This is a genomic window from Oleiphilus sp. HI0125, assembly GCF_001635355.1.
In genome coordinates, this window is record NZ_LWGF01001011.1 from 17,044 (window position 1) to 41,058 (window position 24,015).

21 protein-coding genes are annotated in these 24,015 nt (G+C 41.9%); 4 read left to right on the forward strand and 17 right to left on the reverse strand.

Annotated features, from left to right (window positions below; all coding sequences use genetic code 11):
* Complete coding sequence (locus A3762_RS17320; protein WP_156493548.1) at positions 1-654, forward strand: hypothetical protein; 654 nt, start codon at positions 1-3, stop codon at positions 652-654.
* Between the two features lie 18 nt (positions 655-672).
* Here A3762_RS17320 and A3762_RS17325 read toward each other — a convergent pair whose 3' ends face one another.
* The 8 genes from A3762_RS17325 to A3762_RS17360 all read right to left on the reverse strand — a co-directional run bounded on the left by A3762_RS17325 (position 673) and on the right by A3762_RS17360 (position 9,986).
* Entirely contained in the window at positions 673-1,542 is an 870-nt protein-coding gene (locus A3762_RS17325) for a glycosyltransferase (protein WP_068756820.1), read from the reverse strand.
* A gap of 61 nt (positions 1,543-1,603) precedes the next feature.
* Positions 1,604-3,109: an oligosaccharide flippase family protein gene (locus A3762_RS17330; protein WP_082869212.1), complete on the reverse strand. Its 1,506-nt coding sequence runs from the start codon at positions 3,107-3,109 to the stop codon at positions 1,604-1,606.
* Positions 3,110-3,151: 42 nt separating this feature from the next.
* Complete coding sequence (locus tag A3762_RS17335) at positions 3,152-4,165, reverse strand: glycosyltransferase (RefSeq protein WP_068756824.1); 1,014 nt, start codon at positions 4,163-4,165, stop codon at positions 3,152-3,154.
* A 229-nt stretch (positions 4,166-4,394) separates the two neighbouring features.
* Complete coding sequence (locus A3762_RS17340) at positions 4,395-5,507, reverse strand: glycosyltransferase family 4 protein (protein WP_068756826.1); 1,113 nt, start codon at positions 5,505-5,507, stop codon at positions 4,395-4,397.
* Complete coding sequence (locus A3762_RS17345) at positions 5,497-6,852, reverse strand: O-antigen ligase (protein ID WP_068756828.1); 1,356 nt, start codon at positions 6,850-6,852, stop codon at positions 5,497-5,499. Before A3762_RS17345 ends, A3762_RS17340 begins: the two co-directional genes overlap by 11 nt.
* Positions 6,849-7,814, reverse strand: a complete 966-nt coding sequence (locus tag A3762_RS17350) for a polysaccharide deacetylase family protein (protein WP_197469342.1) — start codon at positions 7,812-7,814, stop codon at positions 6,849-6,851. The genes A3762_RS17345 and A3762_RS17350 overlap by 4 nt, the downstream gene beginning before the upstream one ends.
* 104 nt (positions 7,815-7,918) lie before the next feature.
* Positions 7,919-9,016, reverse strand: a complete 1,098-nt coding sequence (locus A3762_RS17355; protein ID WP_068756830.1) for a glycosyltransferase — start codon at positions 9,014-9,016, stop codon at positions 7,919-7,921.
* A gap of 94 nt (positions 9,017-9,110) precedes the next feature.
* Entirely contained in the window at positions 9,111-9,986 is an 876-nt protein-coding gene (locus A3762_RS17360; RefSeq protein ID WP_068756832.1) for a glycosyltransferase, read from the reverse strand.
* Between the two features lie 124 nt (positions 9,987-10,110).
* Here A3762_RS17360 and A3762_RS17365 point away from each other — a divergent pair, with 124 nt between their 5' ends.
* A complete protein-coding gene (locus tag A3762_RS17365) occupies positions 10,111-11,436 on the forward strand; it encodes a hypothetical protein (protein ID WP_068756834.1) in 1,326 nt (441 codons plus the stop codon).
* An 89-nt stretch (positions 11,437-11,525) separates the two neighbouring features.
* On the opposite strand, the gene A3762_RS17370 is transcribed toward A3762_RS17365, so the two are convergent.
* The 9 genes from A3762_RS17370 to A3762_RS17410 all read right to left on the reverse strand — a co-directional run bounded on the left by A3762_RS17370 (position 11,526) and on the right by A3762_RS17410 (position 21,524).
* Positions 11,526-12,527: a glycosyltransferase gene (locus tag A3762_RS17370; protein WP_068756836.1), complete on the reverse strand. Its 1,002-nt coding sequence runs from the start codon at positions 12,525-12,527 to the stop codon at positions 11,526-11,528.
* Entirely contained in the window at positions 12,518-13,663 is a 1,146-nt protein-coding gene (locus tag A3762_RS17375; protein WP_068756837.1) for a glycosyltransferase, read from the reverse strand. The genes A3762_RS17370 and A3762_RS17375 overlap by 10 nt, the downstream gene beginning before the upstream one ends.
* A complete protein-coding gene (locus A3762_RS17380; RefSeq protein WP_197469343.1) occupies positions 13,663-14,862 on the reverse strand; it encodes a glycosyltransferase family 2 protein in 1,200 nt (399 codons plus the stop codon). Before A3762_RS17380 ends, A3762_RS17375 begins: the two co-directional genes overlap by 1 nt.
* Positions 14,862-15,800, reverse strand: coding sequence for an XrtA system polysaccharide deacetylase (locus tag A3762_RS17385; protein WP_068756457.1), 939 nt, complete (start codon positions 15,798-15,800; stop codon positions 14,862-14,864). Before A3762_RS17385 ends, A3762_RS17380 begins: the two co-directional genes overlap by 1 nt.
* Positions 15,800-17,116 (reverse strand): hypothetical protein, encoded by a 1,317-nt coding sequence (locus tag A3762_RS17390; protein WP_156493550.1) that lies wholly within the window; start codon positions 17,114-17,116, stop codon positions 15,800-15,802. The genes A3762_RS17385 and A3762_RS17390 overlap by 1 nt, the downstream gene beginning before the upstream one ends.
* 28 nt (positions 17,117-17,144) lie before the next feature.
* A complete protein-coding gene (locus A3762_RS17395) occupies positions 17,145-17,858 on the reverse strand; it encodes a hypothetical protein (RefSeq protein ID WP_068756843.1) in 714 nt (237 codons plus the stop codon).
* A complete protein-coding gene (locus tag A3762_RS17400) occupies positions 17,855-19,399 on the reverse strand; it encodes an XrtA system polysaccharide chain length determinant (protein WP_068756845.1) in 1,545 nt (514 codons plus the stop codon). Before A3762_RS17400 ends, A3762_RS17395 begins: the two co-directional genes overlap by 4 nt.
* Positions 19,400-19,404: 5 nt before the next feature.
* Complete coding sequence (locus tag A3762_RS17405) at positions 19,405-20,028, reverse strand: XrtA/PEP-CTERM system exopolysaccharide export protein (RefSeq protein WP_082869214.1); 624 nt, start codon at positions 20,026-20,028, stop codon at positions 19,405-19,407.
* A gap of 86 nt (positions 20,029-20,114) precedes the next feature.
* Positions 20,115-21,524, reverse strand: coding sequence for a TIGR03013 family XrtA/PEP-CTERM system glycosyltransferase (locus tag A3762_RS17410; RefSeq protein ID WP_068473428.1), 1,410 nt, complete (start codon positions 21,522-21,524; stop codon positions 20,115-20,117).
* 181 nt (positions 21,525-21,705) lie between these two features.
* Between A3762_RS17410 and tviB the strand changes: the two genes are divergently transcribed.
* Complete coding sequence (tviB, locus tag A3762_RS17415; RefSeq protein ID WP_068756847.1) at positions 21,706-22,977, forward strand: Vi polysaccharide biosynthesis UDP-N-acetylglucosamine C-6 dehydrogenase TviB; 1,272 nt, start codon at positions 21,706-21,708, stop codon at positions 22,975-22,977.
* An 89-nt stretch (positions 22,978-23,066) separates the two neighbouring features.
* Positions 23,067-24,015: AraC family transcriptional regulator ligand-binding domain-containing protein (locus tag A3762_RS17420; RefSeq protein WP_068756849.1), on the forward strand; the 949-nt coding region annotated here is incomplete at its 3' end.

Below are 24,015 nucleotides of genomic sequence, written 5' to 3' on the forward strand. Positions count from 1 at the left end.
ATGCCAAAACTCATTCATAGAATACTGTCTCGCCTCTTCTATTGGGATTTAGATGCATACATTTGTTTTCGCGAAGACTTAACTAAACCTAGAGAGTTACACTCACTACCAAAATCGCTATCTGACGAAGGGTGGAAACTCTACGAAGTAGACCTAGGCCTCCCAAAAGATATGCAAAAATTATCAACATTATTTCTTGAGGCATTCCCTAGCTACCAAACACTAGACGATGCCAAAACTGAACTGGATAATGCGAAAAAACGAGGTGATAAATGTATTGTTGTTGCTAATGACAACGAATTTAAAGCTATGTCGTGGTTAGGGCAAGAGAATAACCGCCTACTTCAAACAGTTGGTAAGTTCATGGATAGTAGACACGGAATAGGAGTTATACATCGAAGCTATGTCTCACCAAGCCTACGAGGACATAAACTCCAACAAATCATAAGTTCACATATTAGTGATTTAGCCAAACGAGAAGGAAAAGAGTGGCTCTGTGGCTTCGCTGGCGTTCAAAACTTCTCATCTATTCGAAATAGGTTGCAGCGTCATGATGAATATAGGCTGGTCTACCACCTAACAATTGAAACAAAGCTTAGAAAATGGAATATATTTCCAAAACTAAATAAAGAGCGATGGAAGCCCTGTTCTTAATATTGCACCGAAATAAAATTATTTAACCAACGCAAGAATTGACCGCCAAACATTAAAACTGAGTGGAGTGTAAGATAACGCACGCAAATAGCACCGCATTGCACTAGTTTTCTGCCGGTTCTGAGAAAAATAACGCCCTTTTCTATTGAAAAAACGTGACCAAATATTTCGTTTTTTCCTCTCATTAATTGGGCTATCCATATGCTGAAACACCCTTTCAATACTTCGTTCATTATTAGCCATTACGCCTTCAAAATTATTTGAAACTCGATCCCCTTCGACTAAGTAATAACAAAGCTTTTCTGGTATGAATTTAAACTTGTGTTCAATAGCTACTCTCAACCACAGGTCATAATCTTCACCTGAACGCATTGTTTCATCAAAAGCGCCTAGCGCCTTTACCTGTTCTGTACGAACTAAAACTGCATTCATACCAACAAAATTATTTAGCAGTAAATCATACAAACAACTATCCGGATGCCCCTTGCGATCAGAACTACCTATTATCTTTTCATCGAGATCAACCGAATAGCCATCACCATATACGAGAGCATAATCCATACCTAACGACTCAATGCAGGGAACAGATTTTTCAAGACGATCTAAGGGCCAATAATTATCAGAGTCTAAAAAAGCTAGATACATGCCACTAGCTAACTCGATTGCTTTGTTACGAGCAACTGATTGTCCCTGGTTTTCCTGAAAAATGTAACGGAAGCGCTTATCTTCGTTGTACTTATTTAGCACATCTCGAGTAGAGTCAGATGAACCATCATCAACAACAATTAATTCAAAATCGTGGAATGTTTGGTTAAGTACACTCTCAACTGCCCGACCAACTAAATCCGCTCGATTATAAGTCGGCATAACAACAGAAACTTTTATCATTTGGCACCTTTTTGTATGAGCACGCTGAACTGCCAGCCAGACTTAAAGCAATCTTAATCACCTAATCAGCGATTCTCTTTCTCAAAAGTAGGTCGATTACATAACGCTTTTCCGTCGCGCTTAAAGCAAAGAACAAAGTGATAAAAAACCATATAACACTAGTTACAACAACCACAACAAACAACTGTATAAACGAGTTTACCGAACTGTCCAAAACCAACAACAATAACAACGAAATAAGACATGGGAGAATATTTGGAAGTAGCGGTTCAAAAACAAATTTCACGAGGCCTACATCCAGTACTCTTGCACAATGCATCGTTTTTAATGTTTTCCCTACAATAACCGCAAGAAGAGTACCTAACGCCACACCCACAAGCCCCAAGACCTGGACTAACACCAAGCTCAACACAACGTTCAGTGCCGATTCAAGAATCGCGATCTTTGCGAATTTCCCGTGCACATTTAACGCAGTTACTAACCTGTTATCAAAAGGGTTAAACAAATAAGCAAAAGAATATATAACCAACACTTGAAGAACTAAGTAACTCTGTTCCGCATAACTAGGCCCAACCCACAAGGAAATAAAGTTATCCCCAAGAACAGAAATCCCGCATAATGCAAAGATTATAAGGCCACTGGTCATCTTGGTTGCGGACATATATGAATCAGTCAACCCTTGTTGATCGCTCTTAACAAACTTATCAGTAAAGTATGGTAAAAATACTGAAGTAATATTCGCTACCAACATTGACACCTGTCTTAACAAGGCGTTTGCTAAAGAATAAAAAACGATATGCGCAGTCCCTACAAATGCAGCAATAATAAAGTTATCCGCATATTGACTAACACGATGAGATGTCCCTTGTATAAATGACTTAAAACTGAATGTTAATAGAGTTTTCAACGTTGGTACTGATACATTGTGTCGACTAAGTAACCTATAACCTAACCGGCTTTCAACATACCAAAAATAATAAACATATTTAACTAGCTGAAATAAAAACCCGCTTATAGCTAATAATAACAGCGCGTTCTTCTCATTGATCAAAAAGTAAAGAACGGGGAGAGCAACAATAGAGTTTATAACAACGATATTGTTCTTTACATTATATAACTGCGTCCCCTCCAGCACAGATACCAGAACTATCCCAGGAAATATGTAAATTAACTGCAGCCCTATAACCAGAAAAAGTATTTGATATTTTTTATAATTATCGTCACCTTCAGCTGCTGCATACTCAGGCCAAAAGTAACCAAAAGTAATTAAGCTAAGACCTAATACTAAGCCAATTACGCCCAGCAAGACGAAACTAGAGCTATAAACTTTCTGTAGCGCATCTAAATTTCGATCAGCATTATGCTTTGCCACATAGCGGGCAATAGCAGGGCTTAACCCCAAGTCTAAAATACTCATATAACCCACGATAGAACCGACTAACTCCCATACGCCATAGTCATGGTTACCTAGGCTTCTAATGAAAATTGGGGTCATCAAGAATGTTGTTACCATTTGAATGATAAGCAACAACATATTTGAACTAAGATTCCTTCTTAGTACCGACATAAATACTCTTATTAAATCAATAGCGGAATAAAAGACGAAAATCTAAGCCGTTAATACAATAAAAAACAGTGCTAACTTATGTAGTCCTGCCTTTAATAACCACGCGTAAATCTGCTCTTTTTTGTATATGGTTTGAGGTAACTTCAGGTCTTTAACTATATTTTTCTGTGCAACTTGGAATGCCTTAGCAAGTTTAAATTTAGCTTTAAAGTTTAATTCCCCGCTAAATATGTAGTATTGCCCACGTAATAAAGAAATAAACATTACCGTTCGAAACACATCAACAACACTATCCTCATTACGGGACTCAATCCACTTTTTAAGATCCTGATAGACCCAAAGAGTTGAACGGAACTTCTTTTCATTCATATTATTAGTAATTGAGTCAGGGTTGTCGAAGTAGTGTCGATAACCCAAAATACCGGTGTGGTATATCCTAGGCTTTAAAGACAGTACTTTAATATCAAAATGAATATCTTCATGCGTTATACCTAAGGGGAACTCTAAACCGCTAATAAACTCCCGTGAGTATATCCTCATCCACACCATGTGTTTCTTAAACTTCCCAGCCATTACAGGGTAACTAAAATCGAATTCCTCAACTTTAGAAGACTCATGATCAGACAGTGAAAACCCCCCACAGATATTATTATTTTCATCTACTCTAGCCGCATTTATCGTAAAATAGTCTGCATCTACCGAAGAAAGTAGATCTAAGATCTTTGGCACGCCTTCTGACTCAGCAAGATCATCCGAGTCGACAAACCAAATATAGCGCCCACGGGCTACACTAACCCCTGAATTACGAGCCGCAGACAAGCCGCCATTTTTTTGGTCGATTACGGTTAAAAGCTGCGGATATTTATCTTTATAGGCCGCAATCTCACTTAACGACTCATCAGTACTTCCATCATTAACAACGATGACCTCAGACTTAAAATGTGAAGAAATCAAGCTTGGAATCAGAGAGTCGAAGCAACGACTTAAAAATTGTTGAGTGTTGTATACTGGAATGATTACCGACAAGAGTATGCTGTTAGGGCTGCTATCCTTCACGTAGTCTTACTCCGTAAACTATCGCGCAATTTACTATTACACAGCTGCATCTACCACTACCTAATTATGATTAAAATTTAAATTTTACTGGGGGCTATTCTTATTCAACGGTTATTAAAGTTAGAAACAATATTGTCGCCCGTAATGAAGGCCTATGCGGCTAGTCAACAACACAAGAGTACTCGAGCCCAAGTCTAGAAATATCCCTTTTTACCTTAGTTACATCTCATTATTTGAACATGCTCTCGTACAACAACCTTAAACCATCAGCAGATCTCTCGTTTGAAAAGTTTTCTACTGCCACTGCTGCGTAATGCTTAAACTCTTGTTTAGTCGGGTTAAGCATTTCTTGTTTTATTTGTTCGGCCAAGGCTGCTGCATCACGGGGTTCAACCACCCTAGCAGGGGTACCTTCAAAAATTTCTTTCGAACCTACACATGACGTACCTACAATAGGCACACCCGCGCTCAATACCTCCATAGGTAGCAAAGGACACGCCTCCCATAAACTTGGCATAGTGACCAAATCAACGCCCTTGATTGCCGAAGGCATATCATTCGTTTGCGGCATAAATATAAAATGCTCTTCTAGACCTCGGTTTCTTATATCTGCCTGTTCTTCTCGTATGAAACCACCCCAACCAAAACAAACGACTTTAAAATTCACGGCAGAAGAGTCTTGTGACAATATTTCAACAGCATCCACCAAATACGGAAAGCCCTTCGGTTCCATAAACCGGCCAAAAAAACCAATCAAAAAGCAGCTATCGACTACCCCAATTTCTGACTTTATATCTCTTGCCGTTCCATCATAAAAATACTGTGTTGGTATCCCATTGCGAACAGGGAATACTTTGGGTTTTGTACTCGGGTAGAGCTGCAACAAGTTGTCAGCGGCATCTTGCCCTACTGGCATTAACTTGCTCACACTTTTAAATAACAACGAAAGTACTAACTTTAATAATGAACCTCTGCCGCCTTTAAACTGTACCTCGTTAAGCACTTCATGAAGTGTTAATAAATGAGGTGTGCCAAACATAAAGCGAAAGGCTGAAGCCGCTAATCCTGCCGTATAGCCATGCGAGTGAATCACATCAAACTTTTGCGTCCTCATGGTTTTATATATAGCTTTAAGAAGACCTATCTCACTTGAATCAACAAAACTAAGCTTAGCTACTGGTAAGTTATTACTTAGCAGCCCTTTCACGTCATCGATATCTGGCATCACAAAAGTAAAGTGGTAATCGTTAAAAGCTTCCAAGGAATAAATATACCGAAAGTAGGTCCGAATACCACCTACTGGCCAACGTGCTATCACCAAAACTCGCTTCTTATCTCCCACTGCTCAATACTTCCCTAGTTAATATCCGATTAACACTTAGCACTAAGCCACCAAAAAGGTACCAATAATAAACTGACAAACCATAATAATTCACACTATACACTGCATACATCCAAAACACGGCTATTAGGGTATAACTCAAATTCTGCCAAAAAAACACATCCGCCCCCCTAAACTCTGTACCCTGTAAACGGTCAATCAAAGATACTAAGTACCGCCTTAAACCGGCTAAATAGCCTAAGAAAAAAAACATCCCTATAGCACCAACTTCTATCAATAATTCAGCATAAAGATTATGGGATGCTTGTGCTTTTCCCCACTCATGGGTTTTAGTTTCAGACGTTGTTCCGAGTCCATTCCCTAAAACTGGCCGCGTAGTCAGCCCTAAAACCATTTCATTTATCATGCCACGTAATCGACCATCGGCTGTTTTAGCAGCCCCCTCACTAGCAGTATTAGATGACACTAACGATAAATAGCGGTCTTTTTGCACATCACTCATAACCGACCACCCCGCCATTGCCACCCCTATGGCCGCCAGAATTAACAGGAACTTATATTTAGACGCCCAAAACACCATCCAACCAACAACTAACAATGCAAGTAAGGCACCACGAGACATAGTTAAAATAAGGGTATATAAAATAGGCGGCAGTAGTATTAAAAATAACACCTTCGCTTTAAAGCGTGCGCCCCATAGTAGGTAATATAAAAAAGGTACTATCGTTGCAATTACAAAACCTAGCCCATTAGGATTAATGACATCAGAAGGAGCACCCGACAAACGCTCCGCAAATTCACCTCCCCCTAGGTGTGTTTTATCTCCCCAATAGCCTTGGGTTAAATTCAAATATAGAGGCTCATATACTCGGACTAATTGCAGGATGATGAACACCAATAAGAATTTTTTTAAGCGCCTTTCGGTATCAACAATCATTGCCGTAAAAAAGAAAAAACAAACAGCTTTCACAAAATCAGGAAGGTTATTTAGCGCACTGCCCGGCCAGCGCACCAAAAAAAAACTTAGAGCCAAATAGATAATTAACCACTTTATTCGCTTATATGGCTCCGTTTGATATATATCTTTAAATTTATCTTTTTGAGAAAATAACAAAAACGTTAGCAACAATACCATTATTAATGTTGGTCGAATAACACCATACCCAGGTATTCTTGCGCTTAAATGCAAGAAAAAGTCGATATTGAAAAAAATAAACAAGCCAAAGGTAAAGCTACTAACAGGGTCAATTGGCTTTTCTTGGTTTTGCGATTTAGGGTTGCTAAAGCCTGTAGAAGTGTTGCCCTTACCTTTAAGCGACGCGTCATGCAAACTAGTATCACTCAACAAAGTTCACCTTCCACTTTGTTATGCGCACCGGTTTTCTCCGCCATAAAGGCCTCAACACCATTGAATGATTTACAAAACTGAAACCAATCTTCTGATGCGGTATGTCGACGCATTTCGAATAGGTCTTGCGTACCTTTGGAATCATAAAAAGCCGTAACAGAGGACTTAAAACCCACTTCTTGCGTCACTTGTTTTACTTTTTTGTTGTAGTCATTTGGTTGTCCATTAGGGAAGCAAAAGTCTCTATCTACCTTGCCCAGTTTTTCATCTAAAAAGCGCATACAAGTGTGAAGTTCAGTATGCAACTGCTCATTACTAACTTGCCCAAGCGAAGGGTGTGTATGGGTATGGCCGCCAATCTCGATGCCGTTTTGTTGCATCTCTACAAGCTGTTGCCACGTGCACGCTGCATATTCATCGGGAGTCGTTTTAGGTAGCGGCCTACCAAGTTGCTCTGCAAAGTAAGCTATCCATGTGTGTTTTGTTTTGTCGTCTACCGATAGTAAATATGCTATTACTTGCGACCATATTTGCTGACGACTTGAGTCATCAATGGTGTTTATTTCGATGTTTTTGGACGTTTGCTCACCTAAGGCAATGGTTTTATTCACTTCGCTTACGTTATTTAAAAGCCAGGTAATTTGGTCTGGCCATAGCCACAGCTCTTCGTTAACAAAACCTGTCGTCACGTATAGCGTTGCGGGTACACCGTGTTTTTTTAATACAGGATAGGCTACTTCGTAAAAGTCACGGTAACCATCATCAACAGTAAGCACAATCGCGTTATTTGGTAGTGGTTTGCCTTGCTCTTTGCTCTGTCTTAGTTGCGACAGTGGAAGTATGTTAAAGCGTTTGTTTAAGTAGATTATTTGTTTTTCGAATTCGGCAGACGACACACAGTGCTGTTTTGGCTCAGCAGAAAAGCGATGAAACATAACAATACGCGGGCTTTTACGCATTAACCAGCGTATTAGGGCGTATAAACCCAGAGGGCCGAATGTTTTAATTATTTGGGATTTAGAAATCATTATTTATTGTTCTATTTATACTTAAACAAAAAAGTCTAAGTCATCAATTCCTGATAAATAGTTTCGTGTTGTTTGAGCATATGATGCACACCATACAAACTAGCCACCTTTGCTTGGCCTTTTTCCCCAAACTGCAGTCGCGTTGCTGTTGATTCACACAATACCCTTAAGTGTTCAATTAACACACCAACATCCCCCATGGGATATAAGTAACCTACGGCACCATCATCGATAATTTCTGGATTACCGCCAACGGCCGAACACACGACTGGTTTGCCATGCTGCATATATTCAATAATGGCGTTCGAGAAGCCTTCAGATTCTGAGTTCAGCATACAAATATCAAACCCTTGTATATACCTTGATGCGTTTTGTTGGCTGCCTGCAAAGTCTACTTTGTGCTGTATGTTCAAGCTTTTAGCTAAAGCCTTTAACTCTGTCGGATCACCACCGCCCACAATCACTAAGCGTACATTTAAGCCTTGCTGGTTTAAGTTAGCAGTCGCCATAACGGCATCTTGCATACGTTTTATAGGTCGAATATTGGCGACAATGCCCAGTATTACCTCGTCATTACTTTGCCTTAGGCTTATTTGCTCAGCTGGGTTAATTTCTTGATGCGCATACCCGTTATAAATAACATGCACTTTGCTTGGCTTTATCCACTCTGCCTGGCAGGTAATATTTTTTACTGCCTTACTATTTACGATAGCGGAATCAATCAACTTTGCATTCAAACGCAACAGCGTTAAGTAAGCTGGGGTATACCAGTAGCCCATGTCACGGCGAGAAAGAATGGCTTTAAAGCCTAATAACTTCAATAAAGGTGGGGCAATAATAGAGGGGTCGTTAAAGAAGATGTGCGCTAACTTAAAACCACCACGACTTTTCTGTTTTAAGCACTTATATAAACTAACCCAAGTATTAAGAGAAGAAAGCTTTGAACAACCTAATACCGTCACATCACACGGAAAACCATTATCATTAATATATTGGGAGGGGTTAAATACGAGCAGGTGTGGCTCAAACTTATCGCTATCTAACTGCGAAATAAGTTTATATAACTGTCCCTCTGTGCCAGCGTAAGGGTTTGTATAACTATCAACGATATAGAGAACTTTAATGCGATCCATTGCGACTTCTTATTAATTGCTTGCAGAGCGAATTATCAAACTACTATGTTTATCTAGCAATCATAAGCCCAAAAAAATTACCCACAATCACGAGCTAATTAGCTTTTTCTACACCCGTTAATACTTTTAATGCACGTATCGGGTCATATATAAAGCTCTTAAACAGATGCACTAAACCAGACACATATTCTTGTTTTTTCACCAATACCATACCTAAACGATAATTCAATACAGCCCTGCGCTTGCGTAGCGTGCTTTTTTTATAAGGGTAACGTTTGGCTGCTTGTTCTAAAATCTTAAAGCCTGTATTCCAGCGCACATCTTGGTTTTGAACCGAGATAGAATTTTCATGTCGTCGATAGTTAAAAACATAATCAGGCAGGTAAGCAAACTTAGTCACTTCAGCAATACGGATGAGCATATCGTGGTCTTGCGCTGATCGATACTCCTCATTAAAGAAGCCAGCTTGGTTGTATACTTCTTTGCGAACAAGCGAGTTTTGAGGAAGCAGGATATAGCAATCTAACAACACACGGTTGGGGTCGTTTTGCTCACAAGGATCTTTATCGTAAAAATCGTAATATCGCTTACCGTTTGAATCTACCCCATAACCATTACAGTAGACTAAGCCTATATCAGGGTTTTTATCTAAAAAGTCTACTTGAATATCAAGTTTGTTAAGCTCCCAAAAATCATCACTATCTAAAATAGCAAAGTAGTCACCAGAAGCTTTCGCCAAGCCTAAATTAATAGACGCTGCTTGCCCTTTATTTTGATGTCCTTCGTGCGTTAATAACGTAATTTTTTCGCCATAGGATTGCAGTTTTTCAAATGTACCATCCGTTGATGCATCATCTACAACAATCAGTTCAATATTTTGATATGTTTGATTTAAAACTGAATCGACCGTTTGGTTGATATATGACGCCCTGTTATATGCAGGGATGACGACACTTACTTTGCTGCTCATTTCTAATGCCCACTATCGCACAAATTTATAATTATGGATCACAATGACTTTAGTAAAGCACTTATTCTACTATTGTTATAATTAAGAGCAGAGTTTATTTATTGCAGTATTTGGAAGAAATGTCATGAAGTCAAAAACATTGTACGGAAAAACACTAAGATACCTCATCTATATGAATTTAGGCAGCATTGCTGCGATCGGTCATGCCAACCCAGATATAAGCGAAGCATACTTAGACGAACAAGATAGGTCTAAGCTAATCATTCAGGGAAGTAACTTTTCAGAGAAATCAAACCCCACTCCACTGCTGTGGTGGCATGCGGATGAAGGAGAGGCGCCTAACCCGATATCGAGAACTACTTGGAACGGTAACTTTCAAGGAACACATAACACAGCCATAACTAGCTTAGGGTCTAACTCATCCTACTCTTTTGACCATGGAACAGTTACGGGAGCGGCTTTAGGTCGAGTAGACTTTAATAGCGACACACTTTTTATGTATCGAAAACTGTATGAAGATTTTGATGTCACAAAAAAACAAGCAATACGAACTAGAGTCAATCATATCGATGGAACACTAACTGCTGGTGACGTGGTGACGGGATTGACATCTGGAGCTACGGGGAAAATACTACAATTCGATGAGAGCTACTCTGAAAATAGCGCATCTACAACATGGATCAATTATACGGACACAGAGGGAAGCATTAACTCTTCGCCACCCATTGATTTCATCTACGGCGAAACTATGAAAACGAATACTGGCGCTAGTTTTATCAATGCGGAAGGGAGTGAAGCCTATCCTACCGGAACTTTCAGGACCTTTAACTACAAAACGGTAAGGATGTGGGGCGAGAAAAACAACAGTTACCCTGTAGCACAAGGGAGAGACGGGAGTCATTTCAATTTCAACCACGAATATACGGATAAAACCTTCTGGTCATCTTATATGACTCACAAGCTATACCAAACTCCAGAAGCATGGCAAACCCAAGAGCTTGCCTATCAGTCGTCATCCCTTAATCAAGATAATGGACATTTTGAGTTCACAATCAATGGAGTTCGTGAAGTAGAGACTAACTTTATTTCAATAACAGATGAGCATCCAACTCCCTATTACCGTATATACCAGAGCCAAGTATCCAATGGCGCTCAGCCAGGCTCAAATGTTTACTACGACTCACTCTATATCGACGACACTTGGCACAGAGTTATACTGTGTGACCAAGCAACATATGAAGATTGCACAAAGTGGGAAATTCAAATACCACGCGAATGGGCCAACGGAAAAATTACACTAGAGTATAGGCGTGGTTCACTTGCCGATGCAGAGAACGTTTATGCTTATATATTTGATAACGAAGGAAATCATAATGCAGAGGGCTTCAAGTTAGTAACTATAGCGACGGCGAAACCCCCACAAAACTTCGGCGCATCAAGCGCGCCCTAGCATTTAAGAAACACATACTGACGACCAAGCAATGATTACAACCGTTGGGGAAGTAATCATTGTTTTCCCTCGACTAACGCCCTCAAACCTTACGCCAAGCTAATCAAACTCTTAATTTTAGACTCAAGATTGATTACCCGAGCACCATATTCCAACTCATACTGCTCTCTTGCTGAAACCATCAGCACCCTTCGCTTAGAAAGCTCGTCAAGAGAACCTAAAATCACCCTTGCTAAACAATTCCCGTTTAGTTTGGAGAATACGAAACTTTCTCCAAAAAACTTCCTCAGTAACTCAGTATCAAATAAGATACATGGTTTGCCTAAGGCTAACGCCTCATAAGCTCCGCAGTTTAAAGAGTTAGTTCTATTAGTTAATACAAGCAACACAGCAGTCTGTTTAAGAGTTCGTCTGTACTCATCGTCACTTAAAAAACCACTTAGAGTGATATTACTTGGTAACTGTTTGTGTTTGATGTGCTCAGGTGGCCGCCCAGTAATTGTTATATGCACATCGCTATTTTGCTCAACTAATAGTTGAGCAGCCTCAAAAACCGCTTCATAAGGTTCATCGGCAGACCACCGACAGACAAATACAACCTCGTTATCTTTTACTTTTAGGTGTTCGCCTTCGGTTGCGCTTTGTAGGCTCATGTCAGGAAGGGGGTCCGGCAAGATGAAAGGCTTTACACCCCACTCTTTAACATTATTAGCGATCAACTGGTTATGCACGATAGCTACATCAGTACGCTTAGTTACAAATTTACCAATGGCGTTAAGTAACGCATATCGCCCTTCGGCAGGCAGTATCCCTGCATTATGCGTATCTGTAATTAACTTAAAGCGATAAAAAACACGAAGTAGTATCAAAAAAGCCCCAAGAAATATCGATGGGTTCTGATGGAAAACGGCTTTAGGCTTTTCTGACCGAATAATCGCTAGGGTTTTAACTGCTGATAGCCAATAACGAGCAATGGGATTACGCCCATTAATCACTATTTCGTGAAGCGGAACACCAAGCAGCTTACTTAAGGAGCGGTTTCTAACTTGATGCTCCCAAGTTATCCATACTGCACTTGGAACTAAAGACATGAATAACTCTCTTTATAAACGTCAGCGTACCCGCTTGTCATCGCGGCTAAACTGTATTCTTGATTCAATTTTTTGAGTAGTGCGTTGGTTATCTCGCGTTTTTTATCCACCGTAAGTTCCTGCCACTCATAAACGAGTTTAACAATAGACCGAGCCCTATCACTGTCTAATAAGAGCAGCCTTGCTCGCTCGTCAAAAAAATTCGGTATGCCACCCACTGGCGAAGCAAACACTGGCACCCCGTTTTTCACAGCTTCAAGAAGCGTAATCGGTAACCCTTCTGTTAACGAAGGAATTAAGAGAGCGTCATGTTCTTTGTATAACGACTCAACATCTTCCACAAAGCCTAGAAACTTGACTGCCTGCTCTAGCCCTAGCGCAGTAACGGTGTGCTCTAAGTCTTCTCGCAACGGGCCATCACCGGCAATCGTCAAGGTATACGGCGTATTGTTATTTTCACCACCTAATAACGCAGATAATGCCTGTAAGGCGAAGAGATGCCCCTTCTCTGGGGACAAGCGCCCAACGATAAGCAGTTTTGAAATGGTCTTTGAGTAATCTCTTGCTTCGGCAAACTCTCTTGCACTTTCATCTATGGCAATACCATTAGAAATAAACGCAAGCTTATTGCCATATAATGCTTTTAAGAACGAAGGCATGCCTACAAATTGATTGACGTAAATAATGGCATCCAGTCGAATAAGCAGCAGCTTATCAGCCCATTGGTATATCCAGCCTTTGGAAAAGCGCTTAGGGGTTGTATACCCATGCACAGTGGCAACAACTTTTACTTGAGGATAACTGTGCCGAGTTAAAGCGAGTAATACATTAAACTTATACCCGTGCGAATGAAGAAGAGTAAAACCTTCTTCGACAATCAACTTCCAAATGTCATGCATACCAGGGCGATTCAAGCCCGACTTCATCCGCCACAGAATAACATCAATACCTAGTTTTTTAGCTTCTAGCTCAATAGCTTTTGGTTCTTCATTGACTGTGCCGCAACTTAGAATAGTCGATTGAAGTCCTTGTTTAATTTGCTCGCTACAAAGCGTTAGTAACATTTTCTCGGCACCATAAAGGCCACCGCTATCAATAAGGTGCAATACTTTAATTGTCGGCTCGATCTTATCCACTAACCCGCCCTTGGCTTCCAAATCACTTGTTTCTCACCCTTCAAATAACGCCATGTTGCATGCGCACAAGCTACATTAAGCAAAGTAAAATAATAAGGAAGGGTCAGATAAACCGGCGCACGTTCATCACTCATTCTTAGCTTTCCAAAAAACGCCAAGGCATAGAACATCACTTGAATAAGCAAAGTTAACAAATAAAACGGAGAAGCTGAAAGGAGTGCAACGTTACTAAAAAAACAAACTAGCAAAGGTATAAATGCCAAATACCGAAGTAACTTGTGCGATAGCATCTGGAATGCAAAGACCCCATGTTTAAATGGGTTAAACAAGGTTCGCATATCGTGCATTGCCCAAAGCGCTCTAAGTGATACCCGAACACGCATATTATATTCGCGCCCTGAGTCATCCAGTGCTTCTTCTTTGAGCAGTGCTTGCTCTTCGTAGACAACGCGATAGCCTTTTTCGGTCACCTTTAATGGTTGGACAAAATCAGGCAACTGATCAGGACGAAGCTGTTCAAACAAAGATGATCGAATAGCGTCGATCCCACCATCAACCCCAACAACTGAGCCAACTTTCGTTTCTTGTTCGCGCAGATAATTTTCATACTTCATATAGCTAGAACAGCCGTCACCTACGAGCGAACCGTCACCAGTCACGTAGACCATTTTTCCGGTGACATAACCTACCTCTGCATCCGCAAAATTTGCCACGATTTTTCGTAGAGCATCAGGCGCGTAAAGCGAATTCGCATCAGAAAAGACCAGTATGTCTCCTGTTGCTTGAGGAGCAATGAGATTAAGGCCTGAGGTTTTTCCGGCACGAGGTGTTTGGCGAACTAATCGGATCGATACACCGCCAGAATGTTTCAAACTGGGGTCAGAGCCCGCAAGCGGTGTCTGACCCCTTTGTTTTTCTGCTAGCTCTTGAACAATCTCATCAGTACGATCTTCGGATTCATCTGATACAACAATAATCTCTAGCTTGTCGTTTGGATAATCTAAAGCAAGCTTATTATTGATCGTGTCAGCGATATCTTTCTCTTCATTAAATGCGGCAATGAGAATAGAGACTTTTGGTTCGAAGCTCTCATCTTTAGAAATTGGATTCCCCCGCCCTGCGATCAATTTGATTACAACCGGATATCCCAAGTAGATATAGACGACAAGAAAAGCGCATAGCCAGAATAGGAATTCCATTATTTCGATTCCTCATTAGAAGTTTGGCTAAGCTCAGTATTGCCAACATTGTGGTCAAAGTGGAAACTATGGCTCTGACCCCGTTTTGTAAGTAAGCCCTTCTCGATCAGCACATTTTCCATGCTATCGAATTTAAAATCTTTCAACAGTTGCGCTAAACGCCCTTGGCATTTATCGAGATTGTTGTAATGCCTGAATGTTGATTTCCAGCCAACCCCAGGAACACGCGGCTGATCAGGATCAACCTCCCAAGGATGCAGATAAAACATAAATGCATTTCCTTCGCGATTGATTTTACCTAGCCCAAACTTGGTAAACCAATACGGGAATAATCGAAAATATCCGCCACCAGCGATAGGCAATTGATAGCCTGCCATTTTTACAGAGCTAATCGGAAATTCAACAATATCCCCTTTCTCAGAACCTTTATATACATGCGGCTGCTGAGGAAAATCTGGGATACCGTAGAGATCGTGCCTGACAGGAAAAATACTCGAATCGTATTCAAATCCTGCTTCAACTAAGGTGTCGATCGCCCAAAGTGATTTTTCTGTTACTGAATAACTAGCCGCTCGGTATCCACGAACCGGCGCTTGAATAATATCTTCTAAGATCTGTTTTGATTTGAAGGTTTCTTCTCGAAACACGTCAGGGCTTTGATTATAGATAAGTTGATGACTATACCCATGGCTTGCAACTTCATGCCCTTGTTTCGCAATTTTCTCTACGACGCGCGGGTAATGATCTGCAACCCAACCTAGGGTAAAAAATGTCGCGGTAAGGTCTGCGTCATCAAACATTTGAAGCAAGATATCGACGTTGCGCTCAACCCTACATTCTCGATCTTTCCACGAATCAACAGGTATTTGCGATTTCAGCGCGGCAACGTGAAAGTAGTCTTCGACATCAATAGTTAGCGCATTGGTAATTTTAGGCATTACAAAAACTCCCAACGCAAACCAACACCAACACTCAACTCGTCAAATTCTCTGCGCTCGACAGTGTCGTTTGTTCTTGTTTCGTAAGTGACAAAACTGTCTGCATATAGTTCTTCAACTAACTGATATTTTAAGGATGCGGTTACGATATGCGTTGTATCAACACCCAGGCCTTTGATTAAACCGAAGCTTTCACGCGCATATTCATATTCAAAGCGAGGGATGAGCCGAGAATAGAGTTTCGGAGAGAAGCCAATCAAGGCGCCACGATAACGCTCAGTGAAGTCTTGCAGCTTGAAATGGCTTTCTTCGTAAATCAGCCCTATGTCATAGGTGAACGCATCAGCGTCCCGAGAGGCATTAAAGTTAAAACGCGACCTCGTTTCGATATCAGTTGTGGTGGTTGCTTGAACGGGGTCAATATCAAGCCTGTTACCGGTTTCGTCGTCTTCGAAACCAATCGATGTATCAGAAATTGAATGGTTATAATTTAAGTCAAAATTATGCCAGAGAAAGGCCTGACGAGTGAGCTGCACATCTACAAAAACGCCTGTCTCAGATTCGGCAACGGTACCATCATCGGACTCAACCTCTTGCTGACCAATATCTATTTTTAAAAGCCCATCAACGTAAGCTCGTGATAACGCTAAAGACACCGAGCCATTACTGATCTCTTCGTCACTGTCACTTTCGAGCACCTCAGAATAGCGGGTATTGAGGCTAACAGAGGTGAGGCGATTAATTTGATGCGAAACAGACGCCGAACCTTCTGCACGTTGGTTATCATCTGCATCGTCTTCCGAGTTATCAACGCGAACATAATTCCCGCGCAAGAGAATATTTGTTAGGCGTGACACCGCATAGTTAATGGTTGGACCGGTTCGAAAAATATTCCTGAACTCACGCGTATCGGGGTTCTCGTCTTGACTCGTATCGGAGACAACATCGGTACGCGAAAACGTGGCCTGCCACTCAAGAAAGTCCTCAACCAAATCAACCGTAAATAAGCCAAAGCCGGAGGTCAGTGAGGTTTCGTCTTCGTATGTGCCTTCGTAGTAATGCTCATTTTGTAACTTGAGGGTTGCATCCGCTTTAAAACGCTTTCGTACTTCTTCAACACCTAGTTCGGCGTACGTTGTTTGAATAACATCGGTTTCGGCATTAGTGTTTGTGCGTCGAACGTTGTCCGTATGTTCGATTCGGGAGCCAATCGCGCCCGCTGCCTCTGTCGCATGGGATTGACTAGCAAACACCATCAAAAGAAAACAGGAAATAAGCCCCGATAAAACGCGTTCGCGGCAAAATTGAATGTCCATGTATCACTACTCAATTAACAATTTTGTTTTAGTTGTTGTATATCAGACCAGCTAATTTATCTTCGCCAACGATATCGATCGCTATCTGAACTTGATCACTCGTCACTCTCGCATGAGGGACCACTATCACGACCATATCCACGATGCCCGCCAAAATACGCGCTTCAGATGAACTAGCCACAGGAGGCGCATCAATAAAAATATAACGATCAGAATAACGATGTTTCACTTCATCAATGAACGACAGCATTTTTTCTGACTCGAAATACTCAGCCGCGCCTTCGCTATTTGATCCAAGAGGAATCGCTCGCAATCGCGGCACACCGGTCGCATACACGATGTCTTTAATACCAATAGCGGGGTCGCTAAGGTAATCGGTAATGCCTATCTCTGCTTCACCAAAAATCAAGTTCTGTGCATACGGCGAGTAGAGATTTGCATCTAGAACCAAGCTAGTTTTGGCCTTATCTAGCGCAAACACAGAGGCAAGGTTCTGCGTCACATAACTACCGCCACCACCGTGGCTCACAGAACTAACCATGCATACAAAGTTTTTCTTTTTTTGATGCTGCAGTAACTGCGTTCTTAGCTCCCGAAATATATTAAGCACTTGAGGGCTATTCATACCCGGGTAAATCAGCTTTCTTTCATCTAACTCTTGTTGAGTGAACTTATCCACTTCTTCCATTTGATCAATACGTGGATTCGATTCTGATACAGCCGCTTTGGTCAACTCGCTCACAGTAACACTCCCATATGAAACGCCACAGCTAAGCCTGTATAGGCTGCAAAAATAGCCAGCGCCAAGATTCCACAAACGACCATATCACTGCGTCTCAAACGCTGTGTAAGCGGTGTATTCACATGAGGAATAACAGCTAATACGCGTGCATCCATAGCATAAATAGATGATGCAAAGCGGATTCTCGGATCAAGCAGTACATAGGCAACAGCTAAGCCGATCACGAACAATATTCCTAACACTGGACCAACTAATACAAAATGTATAAAACGTAAACCAGAGGGCATCAAAGGCGGCAAGGGTGGCTCTTGAATTCGATACGTCACACCCTGCCCCTCGATATTCAAGGTCATTGAGAGACGGGCCTTCTCTTTACGCTCGAGCATGTCTTCATAAATTTTCTTGGTCACATCGTAGTCACGTACAAGCTCCGCTTCTACTGCGCCACGCTCAGCGACACGCTGACGGCGATCGAACTCATTGATTAGCAAACCATCTAGAACAGTTAAACGCTTTTGCTTGGCTTGAATAGATGTTTCGACTTGAGAGATACGGCTGCGCAATTCTTGATAAAGAGGGTTAAGCAAGACCTCACTGCCCTCTTCGAGCTCACGAGGCTCGCCTTTATTCTCTTGCGCAATCGCTCGTTCAAAGGCTTCCTGTTCTATGACTCGCTTCAAATCGGCAATTTGGTAACGCAGTGTAATAACGTCTGGATAGTCTTCTGTGTAGGTCAGCAACAAGCTTGACAATGTTGATTCCAATTCGGCTAATCGCACCGCGTAGGCATCGACTTTTTTGGTGGTTGCGGCGAACTCAGACTCTTTTGAAATCTGTTGTTGCAAAGCCTTTAGCGTAATTTCGTCTTCGTCAATCGAGATCTTGAGTTCCTCGATTTGATTTCTCAAGCGCTGAATACTCGAGCTGACATCTGTATCACGCCCATCAAAATTACGAGCTGTAAATTCTTTTAGCTTGTTCTCGGCAGATACAAGCTGCTCTTTGTATTGCTTCACTTGATTGTCGATAAACAGGAATGCTTCACGGCTTTCTGCTCGCTGCTCATCAGAGCTTGTTCGAATAAAGGTATCAATAATTGCATTCAAGCCCTGATAGGCTTCATCAGCACTAGAGGCAGAAAAACCAATAGACATGTAACCAGAGCCGATCGATTTGACTTTTATCTTAGCTCTTAGAGTACTAATATAATTTGCCATTGAAGAGGGCGTTTCTTCTGTTTTAGCGCCATATACTTTTTTCGCTACAACGGCCAACAAACTTGGCGAATAAAGCTTCTCACGCACAACCTTTGTACGATCTTCAACTTTTGACTGTTTCGCTTGCTCAGCAAGCAACGGCCCTAAAATGTTTTGGTTATCAGCGTAAATCGTGGCAGATGTCTCGAACTTAGACGGCCAAAACATACCCACCACTAAAACAGCAAAGCTCACAAGCGCGAAGGCTGTGAGCACTGAGAATTTGCGTTGCCAAAGCTCTCTAAAGATAACGTTGGCGTATTGCAGAATTTGAGCGAAATCCATCGAACTTAGAAGCCCCGCTCAGGTACGGTGATGATGTCTTGTGGGAATAGGCGGTAATTAGAATCCAACACACCTTTTTCAAGAATATCGTTTAAGTAAATTGGATATACCTTCGCACCTTCCGAGGTTTGACGATACAACTTTGCTTCATTGCCATTCGCAAATGGCGTTAAACCACCAGCCTCAAGAATTACATCTAACACGGTAATGCCTTTGCGGTAGGCAATCGAACGCTGTTGAGCAACTGCACCCGTCACACGAATTCGGTGAATAAACTCCGCACTCGTTGGGTTGGTAACAATAACTGTTACTTTCGGCGTTCGAATAAAGTCGCCTAGCTTTTCCTCAATCGTTGCAGACAGCTCGCGAGTACTAATACCATCTACTTTCAAATCGCCAACTAACGGTACAGAGATTTTGCCATCAGGACGAACAGTCACGTTCACTGACAAATCAGGGTTCCGCCAAACATTCACAGATACCGCATCGCCGATACCCATTAAATACTCTTCAACGACACCGATACTTGATTCAACTGGTTGCTCTTCAACTGTATTCACAGAGCTACACGCATACAGCCCCATTAGCGCAGTTAAAACCGCCACTTTAGACACTACTCGCTTAAACATACTTTGGTCCTTCAACTCTCATTCTTTTAAGTGTACCGCAATACATAGAAAGGGGTCAGAGTAAAAGTACTCTGACCCCAATATTTCTAATGCACACCTTTTCCAAGCAACACCACTTCAACCGTCTGAATGACGATTAACACATCCATAAAAAAGCTATGGTTCTTCACATAGTACAAATCGTATTTGAGCTTATTTCTTGCGTCTTGCACAGATGCGCCGTATGGATACTTAAGCTGCGCCCAGCCCATCAAGCCCGGTTTAACTTTATGGCGAGCATCGTAAAACGGAATTTGCTCTTTTAAATCTGTAACGAACTCAGGACGCTCAGGTCGCGGCCCAACAAAACTCATATCACCGGTAATTACATTCCATAGCTGCGGCAGTTCATCTAGACGCGTATTGCGAATAAACGCGCCTACTTTTGTCACTCGCGAATCATTCTTCTGCGCCCAAACTGCTTTGCCGCCTTTTTCAGCATCTTGGCGCATACTGCGAAACTTGTAGATGGAGAACTCTTTACCGTTATAACCCACGCGTTTTTGAGAGTAGAGAACAGGAAAGCCAGATTCCAAAGCCACCGCTAAAGCTGTAAGCAACATAAATGGCCACATGATCGCCAATATGAACAGAGCAATACTTAGATCAAAAATGCGCTTTACGATGTCTCGCGCTTGAGAATAAGTAAAGCCATTGGAATATAAAGCCCAACCTGGACGTAACATAGAGATTTCTAGGCGCGTCATTTCTCGCTCCAAAAACTCCAGAGGCTCTTTCACACTCACACCTGATAGCTTGCAGTCAAGCAATTCATCAACAGGAACACCACCACCCTCAGTACGACGACGTTCATCTGGCGCAACAACTATCTCTGTCACATTATGCGCTTTCACAAAGCTCAGCCAATTTGCCGGCACAGGAAGCAGTTGATCAGCGCCAACGACCACTTCTTCTGCCCCTGAAGGAACACAACCAATCAGCTTAAAACTACGCGCTTGGTCTAAGCTACTTAAACGCTCGATAATTTCTGCAGCTTGATGTCCTGCTCCCAATATCACAACATTGCGACCAAGATTGGCTAAATCGACCACCCAATAAAAGACCAAACGAATCACTAAAACCGATAAAAACGCAACAATCACAGCATAAGCAAGTACGCCTCGCCCTAAATACAGTCCCGGAATTAAAAAGAACAAAACGGTCAGCGCGATCATGCCTAAGAAGCAATAGGCGACAAGCGTACGCAGCATCATGCCTGTTTTTCCTTCTTGAAAAACAGAGGTATAAACGCCCATAGCCAGCGAACAACAATTTAAGATAAGAGCAAATAAAAATGCTTGAACAATTGGGTTTTGTAAAAATAACTCAGTCTCTGAGAAGTAGTTGCGAATATCCACCGCAACAAACAATGAGACAGACAGAGCTGCGAATTCTAGCGCGCCCAAAAAGATAAATTTGCTATGAAGGTAATGATTTAATATGCGAACGTGTGCCACGTCGGTACTTCCTGCTGTAACTACTTATGTCCTGTGCGTGACAAATTGCCACATAAAAGTTGCGCTATTATGAACTCAAGGCTGTAATATAAAAAGCATAGCTTAGTTATATATAAGAGAAAGTTAGTTATATAAAACTATGTAAAACAACAAGATAATTGATGTATAGAAGAAACAAAGCATGGACCAGCAAGTGAAATTGTGCGTAATAGGCCAAGGCTACGTCGGCCTTCCGCTAGCAGTAGAATTTGGAAAACTTTACCCAACTATCGGTTTTGATATTAAAGAAGACCGAATCAGAGAACTCCAATCAGGCATCGACAGTACGCTTGAGTGCTCAAAAGAAGAACTCGCAGAATCAACGCAGTTAAGCTTCAGCACAAAGCTTGAAGACATCGCAGAAGCGAATGTTTATATCGTCACCGTTCCAACGCCGATCGACGACTATAAGACGCCAAACCTAACACCATTGATCAAGGCCAGTGAAATGCTGGGCAAGGTCGTTAAGCAAGGCGACTATGTCATTTACGAGTCAACCGTATACCCTGGCGCTACAGAAGAAGATTGCATCCCGTTGATCGAAGCTCGCTCGGGACTAAAACTCAACGAAGACTTTTTCGCGGGCTACAGCCCTGAGCGTATCAACCCAGGCGACAAAGAACACCGCGTCACCAATATCCTAAAAGTGACTTCTGGCTCAACCCCAGAAGCTGCTGAATACATCGATCAACTTTATGCCAGCATCATCAAAGCGGGCACACACAAAGCGAGCTCAATTCGTGTAGCAGAAGCCGCAAAAGTCATTGAGAACACACAGCGTGATGTAAACATTGCACTAGTCAACGAGCTGTCGCTGATCTTCGATAAGATGGGCATCGATACCTTAGAGGTGCTAGAAGCCGCCGGAACCAAATGGAACTTCCTGCCTTTCCGCCCTGGCTTGGTAGGTGGCCACTGTATTGGTGTTGACCCGTATTACTTAACCTACAAGGCGCAATCAATCGGTTATCATCCTGAAATGATTCTTTCGGGTCGTCGTATTAATGACAACATGTCAGGTCACATTGCTGAAAAAGTATTGCGATTAATGACCGAAAAGAAGATCCAGATGGTCGATGCAAATATCTTGGTACTCGGTTTGACCTTCAAAGAAAACTGCCCAGATATCCGCAACACCAAAGTGATTGATGTCATCAAAGATCTCGACGATTTTCATGCCAACATAGATGTCTATGACCCATGGGCGGATGCCTTAGAAGTAAAAGATGAGTATGACATCGATCTTGTGAGCACCCTCGAAAACGGAAAGTATGACGCCGTGATTGCCTGCGTATCACACGACCAGATCAAATCGATGAGCACAAGTGAACTCAAAGCAGTCTGTAAGCCTAACCATGTTATCTACGACGTAAAACATATCTTTGATAAAGATATCGTTGATGGACGTTTGTAGTTAGCGACAAATAGTTAGCAACAAACAAGCAACAAATATTGGGGTCAGAGTAAATATACTCTGACCCCAAATTTCTTTAAGCTAGCCATATGGCTTCGATCAATACCCACTACATTCTCAGCGCTCTCGGCGGCGCAAAAAAAAGAGGCATCGACTCACAGTCGTTACTCAACGAAGCCGGCATTGATCAATCAAAATTAAGCCATCCAAACTCTCGTTTTGACGTTCAACAAGTTGCGCTGCTGTATGACGGAATCGCCAAGCGCCTGAACGATGAATTTATGGGATTTACTGAACACCCAATCAAAGTCGGCACCTTTGAACTGATGACCGACTGGGTAAGCACCGCCCATACCTTACGCGAACTCTACGAACGCGCCATACGCTTCTACAATCAGATCACCGACGAACTACAAATGTCACTTGAGATTCAAGGCGAGCACGTCTATCTCACAACAGAACTCCGCCAGCCAGAATTAGATTTCGAACACTTTTATATCGAGTACTGGCACGTCATCTGGCATCGCTTTGGATGCTGGTATATCGATCAACCCATCAAACTGGTCAGCGCTTATATCAATTACGACCCGATTGATCCGATCGAGTTTTCACTTTTATTTCGCTGCCCAACAAACTTCAAAAGCAAGTTCAATCGGCTCGTTTTCCATCGATCATACCTCAACATGCCACTCATCAAGACGCCAACTGATCTGCGTAATTTCTTAAAAAATGCTCCTGTAGATTTGCTAACTATCCCCGGTGAAGACACCAGTATTTCGGCGAAAGCACGACAACTCATCGAACCTCGTCAATTACGCAAAGAAGACCGTTTATCGCTCCTAAATAGCAGAGAGCTTTCAGAAAAACTGGGCATGAGCGAGCCCACCTTACGCCGAAAATTAAGCGCTGAAGGCAGCTCCATTCAGAGCATAAAAAATGACGTTCGCTTCAAACTTGCGAAACAACAACTCAAAGCCACGAATTTCAGCATTGCAGACATCGCATTACAGTTAGGATTTAGCGAGTCACGAGCATTCT

Coding starts and splice junctions, on each gene's coding strand:
- A3762_RS17320 (WP_156493548.1), top strand. CDS start 1: ATGCCAAAACTCATTCATAGAATACTGTCTCGCCTCTTCTATTGGGAT.
- A3762_RS17325 (WP_068756820.1), bottom strand. CDS start 1,542: ATGATAAAAGTTTCTGTTGTTATGCCGACTTATAATCGAGCGGATTTA.
- A3762_RS17330 (WP_082869212.1), bottom strand. CDS start 3,109: ATGTCGGTACTAAGAAGGAATCTTAGTTCAAATATGTTGTTGCTTATC.
- A3762_RS17350 (WP_197469342.1), bottom strand. CDS start 7,814: ATGCGTAAAAGCCCGCGTATTGTTATGTTTCATCGCTTTTCTGCTGAG.
- A3762_RS17355 (WP_068756830.1), bottom strand. CDS start 9,016: ATGGATCGCATTAAAGTTCTCTATATCGTTGATAGTTATACAAACCCT.
- A3762_RS17360 (WP_068756832.1), bottom strand. CDS start 9,986: ATGAGCAGCAAAGTAAGTGTCGTCATCCCTGCATATAACAGGGCGTCA.
- A3762_RS17365 (WP_068756834.1), top strand. CDS start 10,111: ATGAAGTCAAAAACATTGTACGGAAAAACACTAAGATACCTCATCTAT.
- A3762_RS17370 (WP_068756836.1), bottom strand. CDS start 12,527: ATGTCTTTAGTTCCAAGTGCAGTATGGATAACTTGGGAGCATCAAGTT.
- A3762_RS17380 (WP_197469343.1), bottom strand. CDS start 14,862: ATGGAATTCCTATTCTGGCTATGCGCTTTTCTTGTCGTCTATATCTAC.
- A3762_RS17385 (WP_068756457.1), bottom strand. CDS start 15,800: ATGCCTAAAATTACCAATGCGCTAACTATTGATGTCGAAGACTACTTT.
- A3762_RS17390 (WP_156493550.1), bottom strand. CDS start 17,116: ATGGACATTCAATTTTGCCGCGAACGCGTTTTATCGGGGCTTATTTCC.
- A3762_RS17400 (WP_068756845.1), bottom strand. CDS start 19,399: ATGGATTTCGCTCAAATTCTGCAATACGCCAACGTTATCTTTAGAGAG.
- A3762_RS17405 (WP_082869214.1), bottom strand. CDS start 20,028: ATGTTTAAGCGAGTAGTGTCTAAAGTGGCGGTTTTAACTGCGCTAATG.
- tviB (WP_068756847.1), top strand. CDS start 21,706: ATGGACCAGCAAGTGAAATTGTGCGTAATAGGCCAAGGCTACGTCGGC.